The sequence below is a fragment of the Bacteroides sp. BFG-637 genome (assembly GCF_024793605.1).
GTDB lineage: Bacteria > Bacteroidota > Bacteroidia > Bacteroidales > Bacteroidaceae > Bacteroides > Bacteroides vicugnae.
Map to the genome: position 1 here is coordinate 1,085,430 of NZ_JANUPD010000002.1, position 12,624 is coordinate 1,098,053.

Below are 12,624 nucleotides of genomic sequence, written 5' to 3' on the forward strand. Positions count from 1 at the left end.
TTTGCCCATGAGAGTCCTGATTATAAATACATCTGAACGAATAGGAGGAGCAGCCATCGCAGCAAGCCGATTGTTGGAATCACTGAAAAACAACGGTATCAAAGCCAAAATGCTGGTGCGCGACAAGCAGACCGACCAGATCAGCGTCGTCCGTTTGAAAAGCAACTGGCTGCAAGTGTGGAAGTTCATGTGGGAACGTATCGTGATCTGGAGCGCCAACCGTTTCCGGCGCTACCATTTGTTCGACGTAGACATCGCCAACACAGGTACAGACATCACCTCACTCCCGGAATTCCGCCAGGCCGACGTGATCCATCTGCATTGGATCAACCAGGGAATGCTCTCACTGAACGATATACAAAAGATACTGACCTCCGGCAAACCCGTAGTCTGGACCATGCATGATATGTGGCCATGCACCGGCATCTGCCATTACGCGCGGGAGTGCAACAACTATCAGCAGGAATGTCATGACTGTCCGTACATCTACAAAGGCGGGGGACGAAAAGATTTATCCTATCGCACGTTCCACAAAAAACAGAAGTTATACAGCTACGCTCCCATTCATTTCGTCACGTGCAGCCATTGGCTGAAGGAACAAGCACAGACCAGTGCATTGTTCGAAGGAAAAAGCGTCACCAATATACCGAACGCCATCAACACCAACCTGTTTAAACCTATGAACAAGAAGGAAGCGCGTGCCAAGTTCATGCTGCCGGAAGGTAAGAAACTGGTTCTATTTGGTTCGCTAAAGATCACCGACAAACGCAAAGGAGTCGACTATTTAATCGAAGCCTGCAAACTGTTGGCAGAAAAACATCCGGAATGGAAAGACTCATTGGGTGTAGTCGTATTCGGCAACCAATCGCAGCAATTGCAGGAACAACTTCCTTTCCATGTATACCCGCTCCCTTATATCAAGAATGAGCATGGAAGTGGTGAATATCTACAATGCCGTAGACCTTTTCGCCATCCCGTCTTTGGAAGAGAATCTTCCCAATATGATTATGGAAGCAATGGCCTGCGGAGTGCCCTGTGTCGGTTTTAATGTGGGAGGTATCCCCGAAATGATCGATCATCTGCACAACGGCTATGTGGCACAATACAAATCTTCGGAAGATTTTGCCAACGGCATACATTGGATATTGACGGAACCGGGATATAACGAACTCTCCGCACAGGCCTGCCGCAAAGTGCTGGGTAATTATTCGGAGAGCATCGTTGCAAAGAAATACACAGATGTCTACAATAAAATAACGGGGAAATATGCATAGTGTCCATCCTACTCCTAAGTTCTCTATCATTACGGTAACGTACAATGCTGAAAAGGTATTGGAAGACACAATTCAAAGTGTTATCGCACAAACCTATCATCATATAGAATACATTATCGTGGACGGAGCTTCCAAGGATGGAACCCTCTCTATTATCAACCGCTACCGCTCACACATACACACCGTCGTCAGTGAACCGGACAAAGGACTGTATGACGCCATGAACAAAGGAATCGCCCTTGCCAGCGGTGATTATCTCTGTTTCCTGAATGCAGGCGACTGTTTTCATGAAGACGACACTCTGCAACAAATGGTGCACACCATTAACGGCAACGAACTACCTGATATACTTTACGGGGAAACCGCTATCGTAGACAAGGACAGGCATTTCCTGCGGATGCGCAGATTGTCCGCCCCTGAAACGCTCACCTGGAAAAGTTTCAAACAGGGAATGTTAGTCTGCCACCAGGCATTCTTCCCCCGCCACACGCTTGTAGAGCCATATAATCTGCAATATCGCTTTTCTGCAGATTTCGACTGGTGCATCCGCATCATGAAAAAAGCACGTACTTTGCACAATACTCACCTGACAATCATCGACTATCTGGAGGAGGGAATGACTACCCGGAATCAGAAAGCATCCCTCAAAGAAAGATTTAGGATCATGGCAAAGCACTACGGGCTGATTGGAACCGTGGCGCATCATGCATGGTTCGTTCTGCGGTTAGCAACCCGACACTGATATGACTTATTCAAAAGAGAAGAAGTATAAAGACTTTGAAGCTTTGTTCCGGGCAAACTATTCACGGTTATATTTCTACGCCCTTAATCTCGTCAACGATCAGGAATGTGCCGACGATATCGTTGAAGACACTTTCAGTTATTTATGGGAAAACTACGACACGGTAGTGGGAGATGTTTCACCACTACCTTTATTATATTCACTCGTCCGCAACAGCTGTATCGACTATCTGCGCCACTGTGATGTAAAAAGCAGATACGCATCTAATATTTCTCAAACTGCCGAGCATTGGGAAGAAAACAATGATGACGAAGATCATCAGGAGCGCATCTCCAGGGTGATGTCCGCCATCAACCAGCTTCCCCCGCAAACCCGTAAAGTTTTCGAAGCCTGTTTTCTCCACGGAAAAAAATATAAAGAAGTAGCAGAAGAAATGGATATTACGATCAACACCGTAAAAACGCACATATCCAGAGCTTTATCCTTTATCAGGAGTAAGACTGGGGAATAAAAACAGCATGGAGGAACAAAAAAAAGTTTCTCTTGTCACCCTTTTCTGATGGTATAACGTAATAATATATAGAATATGAAAACTGAAGAGCAACCCATACTGGAGCAAGATTATGAATATGCCTTACGGGCATTGGACGATTGGAAATTCCGCCAGTCGGTAGAATTCATTGCTTGGCTCGAAGAGGAAGCCCATCACGCCCTGTTCCAGGAAATGATGGATAACCGGGAAGCCTTGATGAACCTGAACCCGCAAATGGCACCGGACATAGAGAAAGCCTGGAAACGGATAGACCCGCATCCCAAAGTCTCATCCATCCGGAAATATTATGTATGGGTGGCAAGTGCGGCAGCCATCGCCTTGCTTGTAATAGGTTATTCCATCTTTTCCACTACAGAAGAAGAAAATCCGTATGCAGAAACAGCCATTGTTTTTCCTGCTTCTGATGGAGTACAAGATATAGAACTACAGACCGGTGACGGACATATTGTATCGATAACCGATCGGGCAAACAAACAATTATTAGCAGAGACAGGGGCTCTGCTGGAAGCCGAGTCCCTTATTTACCAGAACGACACAGAAGTGCAGGAAGAAGTGGTTACGCATACATTAAGCACGCCACGGGGAAAGAATTTCAAACTCGTACTGGAAGACGGAACCGAAGTCTGGCTGAATGCGGAAAGTAAGCTCCACTACCCGAACCGTTTCACCGGTAAGGAACGAAAAGTGACACTGGAGGGTGAAGCCTTTTTCCATGTAGCCAAAGATGCCAGCCGCCCTTTCATTGTGAAAAGCGGAACTGCGGAAACTCGGGTATTGGGAACGGAATTCAACTTCCGGGCCTATCCGCATGAAAACCGGCACGTGACACTCGTATCAGGCAGTGTCATCGTATCCGACACCCAGAAAGAAAATGAGTTACAGCTCACTCCCGGCGAAGATGTACCTCTGGATGAAAACGATTTGTTGCTAATCCCGCGCAAAGTGGACATCAATGAATACGTAGTCTGGAAAGATGATTTATTCTGTTTCAGGGAAGCAGAACTGGCAGAAATAATGAAAGCTATCGGACGGTGGTACAACCTAACTATTGTTTTCACGGACGAAGCTTCCATGCGCTATCATTTCAACTTCTGGGCGGAACGCACCAACCAACCGGAACAGGTTCTTCAACTTCTCAATCAGGTAGGAAAAGTAAAGGCTACTCTCGAGGGTAGCCGGATTACCATAAGTAAACTATAAAAACGAGAATGATGAAAATGAAAAGATTTTATGGACTTTGTATTCTCCTGCCAGCCGTTTCAATGACTGTGGCACAAGTGCCCTATCAGATCAAAGGAACCTGGAACAACGGAGCTGGAAAAACGGTTTATCTACAGAAATATATTACAGCCGACAGCCTGCAAACCGTTGATTCGGTAAAGGTTGCCCAAGATTTCTCTTTTTCACTGAAAGGACAGGTAAAAGAAGAACAACGTATGGCCATCAGTTGCAGTCCCAGAAACAAAGCCGAAATCTTTGTCAACACCACCCCGCTTCAAGTCACCATCCAAGAAAAAACAGTCACCGATAAGAAAGGAAGAACACGAAATACCTGTCAGATAGCAGTCAAAGGGGATCGCGAACAGGAAGTTCTGAAATCGGGTGAAACTCTTTCTACCACCGCTTCTTTCTTCCAGCTGGGAAAAATGATAACCCTGTCGCGGGCGTTGGACTCGAAAGACACTACCGCTATCGACTCTGCCAAATACAAAGTAGCCATGATAGACAGCCTGATTACAAGATCAGTGCAAAACTATATGGACTCAACACGCAATGATATCACCTCAACCTATTTCTTTGAGCGTTATCTGATGACTAACCAGACGCTGGATGAGGTACAGGCTTTCTATGATAACCTAACAGACCGGGTAAAGAAATCAGCTCCCGGAGTAGCCCTAAAGCAGAAAATGGAAGATATGCAACAGGTGAATATAGGCGGTATGGCCCCCAACTTTGAATTGACTACCCCCGACGGAAAAAAGCTTTCCTTGTACGATCTCCGCGGACATATTGTGTTGCTCGACTTTTGGGCTTCCTGGTGTGGCCCCTGCCTGGCAGAAGTGCCCAATCTGAAAGCAATCTACGAGAAATATCACGGCAAAGGTCTGGAAATACTCGGCGTATCACTGGACGAGAAAGAAGCGGCCTGGAAAGGTGCCATCGAAAGAAAAGGGCTGACCTGGCAACATGTCTCTTCGCTAAAAGGATGGAAATGTCCCGTAGCACAACGGTTCAAGGTGACAGGAATTCCGCGTATGTACATCATTGACGCACAAGGAAAAATCATAGCACAAGACTTGCGCGGAGAAAAACTTGCTGAAAAAATGGACGAACTTTTCACAAAATAATTTTTCAATTATCCCGCACTAAAAAACTGCCATATAGCTACCATCAACGGAGTCATATGGCAGTTTTTATCCATTAACACTTTACATTTTGTTAGAATAGTGATTCTTTCAGGCACAACAAAACCATTCAAAAAAGAGATATTAAAACCTATTGCACATATTTTCTCAAAAAAAGTATCTTTTCTATCACCCATTCCGATTCTTGAAACGTAATAAAAACATAGAAGCCTTAAAAAAGCTTTCGAGAGAGTTTTATCGGAATAAAAGAACAAAGTTTATCAAACACTAAACGCACAATCATGGTGAAAATTTGGACTAATTCTTTCAAAAGGAACAAAAGGAATCACTTTGCGGCGAAAATGTTATGGTTATTTATAACCTTAATAACATTCAGCGCCACTATGCAGGGGCAACAAAGTGAAAAGAGAATCTCACTTGAGTTCAAGAATGAACGGCTGGCCGATGCTTTCAAAAAAATTGAAGCAGCAAGTGGATACAAGTTTATCTTTAACTATGAAGACATTTTTGTTTATGGTGTCACAGGGATTATCAAGAATAAAACGGTTACGGAAACGCTGGACGAAGTGATCGGTAAGAAACCTCTGGTGTATAAGATAAACGGCAAATTTATCACGATTGCCTTAAAACCCGGAAGTCCGGAAGCCGCGGCAAAAGCCAGATTGTGCCAATTGGACGGTGTTGTTATTGACGAAAACAAGCAGCCGCTTCCCGGAGCACACGTCATCATTGAGGGAACAAAGTGGGTGACAACTACCGACATAAACGGGGCATATAGCTTTTTAATAGAAAATGATGCAAGCTACACCATCCGGATTTCTTATCTGGGAATGGAAATGAAGCAAGTGAAAGTTACCGTTGAAAAAGGAATTGCTAACAAGAAAGTATCTCCCATCATGCTGAAAGAAAGTGATGCCACCTTGAATGAGGTGGTCATTACAGGATATCAGGTGATGAATCGCCGGGAGTCTGCAAGTGCTGTTTCATCGATAAAAGCGGCAGACATCATGGTACAGGGAGTCGGTTCAATCGACCAGATGCTTCAGGGAACCATACCGGGCATGGCAGTGATGAATACTTCGGGGGAGCCGAGCGCCACACCCAGGATTCGTATTCGTGGTAATGCAACAATCAATGGTAATAAATCACCGGTATGGGTAGTGGATGGAGTGATTCTGGAGCAGGATGTTCCTTTCACTGCTTCCGACATCAACAGTGAGGATGCAGAGTATCTAATCGGTAACGCCATCTCCGGAGTAAACCCACAGGATATTGAAAGCATTACTGTATTGAAAGATGCATCCGCAACCGCAATCTATGGTGTGAAAGCAGCCAATGGAGTAATCGTAGTTACGACCAAAAAAGGAAAAGCAGGCAGACCAATCATTACCTACAACGGCAATATGACGGTCAACACCCGCCCGTCCTACTCCAACTACCATCTGATGAATTCACAAGAGCGTGTAGCATTCTCCAAACAACTGGTAGATGCGGGCTATACTTTCGGCCGCGTGCCTTATGGCCCTACGTATGAGGCTTCTTATGAAGCACTTATGAATAAAGATATCACATTGGATGAATTCAAAACGCAAGTATCCGACATGCAGGTAAGGAATACCGATTGGTTCGACCATCTGTTCCGCAACAGTATTACCCAAACTCATAATGTCAATGTATCGGGCGGAACAGATCAAGTCACTTATTATGTGTCCGCAAGCTATCAGGACATTCAGGGTTCATCCAAGCAGTCCGACTCGCGGAAATTCACGACATTGGCTAAGTTCTCGGCAGAAATCAACAAACATATCAGTTTTATGACTAAAATTGATTTCACCACGACTTCCAACAGCGGTTATGCCACAGGAGTGAATCCGTTCGATTACGCTTATACCAAATCACGTACCATCCCTGCCTACAATACAGATGATTCTTATTACATGACTTATGAGAAATCGGGAGCACTTGGAACGGAATCTGTGGGTTACAACATACTCAAAGAGTTGGAAAACACCGGTAAATCATCCAAGATGGATGACTTCAACGCTCTGTTACAGTTGAATGTCAAACTGATCCGCGGGCTGACCTATGAGGGTACTTTCTCCTGGCAGAATGGAAATACGTATACCCGGGACTGGGCTACCGCAGAATCTTACGAAATAGGAAAAATCAGGGAATATGACTATGGCAGGTATACTGCATACGATGACGCTTATTGGGCCTCCGCACTCCCCTACGGTGGCAGGCTGGCACAAAGCAATATCCGGAAGACAGGTTATACCATCCGAAACCAGATTACCTATAACCAACTTCTCCAAAATGCTCATCACGTGACTCTGATGGGAGGTATCGAGACACGAAGAGTTGCTTATAAAGGATTCTCTTCCACAGGATATGGATGGATTCCGGACTTCGGGGAGCAGTTCAACCCGGTAATGACAGACAAATACATTGCAGATTATGCCGAAAAGAACGCAACTGATCCGTCCAACACAAACTCTTTTACACAGGTGGCCTCTTTTTATGGGGTGGGCTCCTATTCTTACGATGAACGTTATATCTTGAACGCCAATTTCCGCTCGGATGGCTCCAATAAATTCGGAAGTAACCCGAAATACCGCTGGTTGCCTACCTACTCGTTCGCCGTAAAATGGAACCTGATGAACGAAGCTTTCATGGAAGATATCTCATTATTGAACGTGTTGTCTTTACGAGCCTCATACGGTATTCAGGGAAATATCCATGAAGACTCTACTCCCTATCTGATTGTAACCACAGGTGACAGAGATAATATCCTGGGACTTCCCATATCCAAAATCAGTAAATTGCCCAACCCTGATTTGCGGTGGGAGAAAACACACTCATGGAACGTCGCTGTCGACTTCGCTCTCCTCAAGGGACGAATCCGCGGAGGGCTCGATATATACGGCAAAAAGACATCCGACCTTATCATGAGCAAAGCTGTTGCCTCTTCCAACGGAAGAAGTCTCTTATATTACAATGCGGGTAAAATGACCAACAAAGGTTTCGAGGGCTTTATCAATGCCGGACTGCTGAAAACCAAAGATTGGGAATGGCGGTTGGGAGTCAACTTCAGTCGCAATGTCAATGAGATCACCTACGCCAATCCCGAAAATATGAGCGACGTAGAAGTAGTGAATAAGATGCTGGCAGGTACGTTAGCAGTCGAGGGAGCACCTATCGGCTCACTATATGCCTACGAATTTGCAGGTTTGAATCAAGATATCGGTTATCCGATGTTCTATACCAAGGATGGAAAAGTTTCCATCAAAGGGAATAAGAGTGATATGTCATTAGTGCGTTGCGGCTCTATCTTCCCTAAATTAACAGGAGGATTTGATACACAAGTCAACTATAAGAACTTCTCGCTTTCGATGAATTTTACTTATAGTATAGGAAGTGTGGCACGTATTCCTGATTATTTCACCGGAAATAATTATTATATTGATCCGCTATCCAACCTAAGCACCGACTGGCTGGCATCATGGAAACAGGCGGGCGACCAGACCGTCTTTCCGACTGCATTCAACAGTAATGCCCAGGATAATTATTTTTCCACCGAACAAGGTAAGGTATACGATACATTCGACTCGACAAAAGGGGTAGCTATCCCGGCCTATCAAATGTATAATTACAGTGATATCCGTGTGGCTAAAGCCGACTTCCTGAAACTTAAAATGGTTGCTTTAAGCTATACTTTTCCAAAGCATCTTATCAGCCATCTTAATATCAGCAGCCTGATGTTGAGAATGCAGGTAACCAATCTCTTTACCATTGCAGATAAGAAGTGGAATGGTCTGGACCCGGAAACTAATGGAACCGGAATTCCCCAGCTTCCCACTTACAGCTTAGGAGTAAATATCTCATTCTAACTACTAAAACAAAGAACAATGCTTAAAATATCGAAATACACTTTACCATGCATTATCGCAATATCTTTTTTCTCCTGTGATAATCTGTTGAAAGAGGACTCCTCGGACCTGTTGATCCCTAAATCAGTAGACGATTATGCTCCCATCCTGCTTGGAGAGGGTTATCCCGATAAATTCAATTCCCAAATCTCCTTCGTCAACCTAATGACGGATGATGTGGAAATGGGGCCTTTGGATTATGATACGGAAATGGTAGGAGACAGCAAAGTGACCAACTGGGAAGAGGGCATCGACCCCAAAGCCGGCTATGGTCAGAATGCATTCATTTGGCAAAAGGATTATCAGGAGAATCTTTCCGACTTATTCTGGAGCGGAAGATACAGCAATATCCTGGCATGTAATACTATCATAGAAGCCCTGCCTACTATGACTTATGCTGAAAAAACGCAAACGGGACTCTATCACAAACTTGCCGTTCAAGCATATACTCTTAGAGCCTACCATTATTTCTGTCTAGTCAACACTTACGCTTTACCTTATGCTACGGAGAACCTGAATCAACCGGGTGTAGTGCTCAAGACATCTTCAGAAATCGAAGTGACTTCTCATGAACGCGCTACCATAGGGCAGGTATATGCTCTAATCAACGATGACATCAAGAAAGCGCAGGAACATCTGGAAGGTGCCGATACCCAAGCTTCCAAAATGGAGATCACTCCCGAAGCTGTCTATTTCCTGGCAGCACGCATTGCATTGTTTCAGAATGATTGGGATGGAGTTATCAAGGCTGCCCAAAAGTTCCTGAATCTGAATGAGTCGATTTACAATCTTAATGACGAAAAAGAGGCACTCCTTGGATTTAATAGTACAGGAGTTAAGGATATTGGACTCGAAGGTCCTTCTTATTGTGCCAATAATACCAACCTGAATGAAGTCATATTCGCTTTCGGTCGGAATGATAATAAGATACTGGATTATCTATCTTCCACTGACACTAATCTAAGGTACTATGAATTCGGGTTCCATACATCATGGACAGGAGACAATGCACTAATAAACCTGTATGATGAAGATGACTTGCGTAAGTTGGCATACTTCATAAGAAGATACTACAAATATGGTACGGCCAAAAAACCGTCATATTACGTTGGTCAATATTTCACTCTGAAATACGATGCCCGTTCGGGTAATAACTATACCAGCCAGGCATGGAGAACTCCCGAACTGTATCTGAATCTGGCAGAAGCCTATGCACAGAAAGCAAACGGAGTCAGTGAAGATGCTATCAGGATTCTGAACCAACTGCGGGTAAAGAAATATAAGTCCGGCAGCCCGAATGCAGAGAAAACTGCAGCCGATTTTTCCGGCAAAGAAGATCTGATTAAGTTCATCTGGCAGGAACGCCGAAGAGAACTATGCTTTGAAGAGATTATGCGTTTCTGGGATATGCGCCGTCAAGGAATGCCGGCACAGGAACATTGGCTTTTCAGTACCAAGAAGAATTATGAAGTATACAAACTAAAGAATAATAGCCCGAACTATGTATTGTCAATTCCGAAAGATGAGACCTCGTATAATACAGCTATTATTAATAATTTCCGCGAAACCATTGGAGCTTCTTCATCTGGAAGCCTTGAATAATAACGACTAAAATAAATAAGGATTATGATTAGGAGATTCATATACAACATCTTACTTTGCAGCACCGTCATCTCACTAATGACGCTATTTGCTTGTTCCGAAGACTCTTTATCGCCCATAGATGAATTGGGAAAAACAATTTATGATCCGTCTGATGCACCGGAAGATGCGAATATCAATGCTTTCTATGAAAAATATGGGAGTAGAATATTATATGATTTTAACAGATCGGATCTGGCTTTCGGATGGTCGAGTTCAAGAAATTACTGGTATGCTCCCGTAAAAGCAGAATACAAGCACTATATTAGTGACGTTACCCTTTTCCTGAAAGATAAGGCATTTCAAAAATATCCGGATACATTCATTGAGAAATATCTGCCTTTCCGCATATTCTTCGTTGACTCTATCTGCAACACGGTGACTTATGATAAAAGCCGGTTGCAAGATGTAATGCAGGTAGAGACTCATGGAGTTGCCATAGCCCATTTGGGAAAAGAAATGGATACATGGACAGAAGGAGATTGGAATACATTACAAACCAATGTGCTTGGATTTGTCCTGAACTCCATATACCAACCATTTAAGGAGAATTATACCATCAAGCAATTCGGAAGTTTACAGCAACCATGGTCTTATATGCTGGATATAGAAGATGACCCGCAAGGAGAATTCTCGAACATAGAATATTCTTTATATGCAAATACCTATGTAGATGGAGAAATATACCTGGACAATGATCTGATTATTCCCCCTTATAACAACATAGCCAACGATCTGGGACAATATATTTCGTTCATCCTTACCACTCCCAAATCAAAAATGGATAAAATATTTGCAAGAGCAGATTTTGAAATCCTCAAGCAGCGTGCTTTACTCGTGGCGAATTTCATCAAAAACGTACTTATGATGGACCCCATAGCAATGCAGAATGAAGCGTGTCCGGACGACCCGTATCCGTCAGATTACTTTAACGACTAAATAATCCAATAAGACTATATGATAAAATCTTCATTAATAACAGCTTTCTTCCTCTATATATCGGGGATAAGCACCATATTTGCACAGGTTCCCTACCAAATCTCCGGAACATGGACAGGAGCTGAAGGCAAAAAGGTATACTTGAATGCTTTTCCATCCGGAACACCGGAAAGCACCTGTATCGATTCCGCCATTGTAGCTTCGAACGGAACATATCGGCTAGCGGGAAATCTAAATGAAATGCAACCTCTCTCGATTACCATTGAAGGAGATAAAGGATTCCGTACTCTCATGGGAGACGGTCGCCCGGCAACGGTCAATATCAAGGACATTAAATATTACTACAAACATCCCGATGCAGCTTTCACAATAGTAGGTGACACTATAGAGCATGCTGCTGTCGCTAATATTCTATCTTTTTGGGGGAATGACTTTATCCGAAAGATATCGATGGGCGGTCTGGAGGGAGAGGCCGAACGTGCGAAAGCAAACGGTGACTCCGAGAATGAACAAGCCCAAAGAATAAAACTGCAGGAATGTATTGACACACGTGATAAAGAGAAGAATGATTTTCTAAACCAATACGGAAACTGCCTCGCTGCCCCCTACTTCATTACCATGAATCTACTGAAAGGTATTCCTATAGAAGAGACGGAGGCATTCTACAACCGTATGGGAGAAAAGGCCAGAAACTCTCCGAAAGGAATCGAACTAAAGGAAAGTATCGCCAAGATGAAAGCTTTAGCTCCGGGAACAAAAGCGCCCGAATTCACATTACCGACTGTCAGCGGAGAAGAACTTTCGCTCAAAAGCTTGCAGGGGCACATTGTTATTCTCGATTTCTGGGCTTCCTGGTGCGCTCCTTGTATAGCAGAAATGCCTACTGTAAAAGAAATCTATGCAAAATACAAGGATAAAGGACTAAAGGTAGTGGGTATCTCCATGGATAATTCAAAAACAGCATGGATAAAATCCATTGATAAAATACAGATTCCATGGGCTCATGTATCATCCCTCAAGGGCATGAAAAAGTGCCCGATTGCACAACTTTATCAGGTATATGCCATCCCTAAATTATATATCATAGACCAGGAGGGAAAAATTATAGCAAAAGATTTACGCGGAGAAGAACTCAAGAAAAAGATAGACGAACTTTTCGCACATTCATAAGGTACTCAAT

At 43.7% G+C, this 12,624-nt stretch carries 9 protein-coding genes and 1 pseudogene; 9 read left to right on the forward strand and 1 reads right to left on the reverse strand.

Features of this window, described 5'->3' with window-relative positions; translation table 11 throughout:
• Positions 1–7 precede the first annotated feature (7 nt).
• The 5 genes and pseudogenes from NXX38_RS04730 (at position 8) to NXX38_RS04750 (ending at position 4,917) form a co-directional block, all read left to right on the forward strand.
• Positions 8–1,274: pseudogene (locus NXX38_RS04730) on the forward strand (glycosyltransferase family 4 protein).
• Positions 1,267–2,016 carry a glycosyltransferase family 2 protein gene (locus NXX38_RS04735; protein WP_258978692.1) on the forward strand — a complete coding sequence of 250 codons (750 nt, stop codon included), beginning with the start codon at positions 1,267–1,269 and terminating at the stop codon, positions 2,014–2,016. Before NXX38_RS04730 ends, NXX38_RS04735 begins: the two are co-directional and overlap by 8 nt.
• Before the next feature lies 1 nt (position 2,017).
• A complete protein-coding gene (locus NXX38_RS04740; RefSeq protein WP_234133727.1) occupies positions 2,018–2,527 on the forward strand; it encodes an RNA polymerase sigma-70 factor in 510 nt (169 codons plus the stop codon).
• A 75-nt stretch (positions 2,528–2,602) separates the two neighbouring features.
• Positions 2,603–3,769: a FecR family protein gene (locus NXX38_RS04745; RefSeq protein ID WP_234133726.1), complete on the forward strand. Its 1,167-nt coding sequence runs from the start codon at positions 2,603–2,605 to the stop codon at positions 3,767–3,769.
• 17 nt (positions 3,770–3,786) lie between these two features.
• The gene (locus tag NXX38_RS04750) at positions 3,787–4,917 is read left to right on the forward strand and encodes a TlpA disulfide reductase family protein (protein ID WP_234133725.1); all 1,131 of its coding nucleotides are present in this window, start codon (positions 3,787–3,789) and stop codon (positions 4,915–4,917) included.
• 8 nt (positions 4,918–4,925) lie between these two features.
• Here NXX38_RS04750 and NXX38_RS04755 read toward each other — a convergent pair whose 3' ends face one another.
• Entirely contained in the window at positions 4,926–5,111 is a 186-nt protein-coding gene (locus tag NXX38_RS04755) for a hypothetical protein (RefSeq protein WP_234133724.1), read from the reverse strand.
• Positions 5,112–5,318: 207 nt separating this feature from the next.
• Between NXX38_RS04755 and NXX38_RS04760 the strand changes: the two genes are divergently transcribed.
• The 4 genes from NXX38_RS04760 to NXX38_RS04775 are packed head-to-tail and all read left to right on the forward strand — an operon-like array spanning position 5,319 to position 12,614.
• Positions 5,319–8,825 (forward strand): SusC/RagA family TonB-linked outer membrane protein, encoded by a 3,507-nt coding sequence (locus tag NXX38_RS04760; protein ID WP_258978694.1) that lies wholly within the window; start codon positions 5,319–5,321, stop codon positions 8,823–8,825.
• An 18-nt stretch (positions 8,826–8,843) separates the two neighbouring features.
• On the forward strand, positions 8,844–10,466 hold the full coding sequence (locus tag NXX38_RS04765) for a RagB/SusD family nutrient uptake outer membrane protein (protein WP_258978695.1): 1,623 nt from the start codon (positions 8,844–8,846) through the stop codon (positions 10,464–10,466).
• 24 nt (positions 10,467–10,490) lie between these two features.
• Complete coding sequence (locus NXX38_RS04770) at positions 10,491–11,444, forward strand: hypothetical protein (RefSeq protein ID WP_258978696.1); 954 nt, start codon at positions 10,491–10,493, stop codon at positions 11,442–11,444.
• A gap of 18 nt (positions 11,445–11,462) precedes the next feature.
• Positions 11,463–12,614 (forward strand): TlpA disulfide reductase family protein, encoded by a 1,152-nt coding sequence (locus NXX38_RS04775; RefSeq protein WP_258978697.1) that lies wholly within the window; start codon positions 11,463–11,465, stop codon positions 12,612–12,614.
• Positions 12,615–12,624 lie beyond the last annotated feature (10 nt).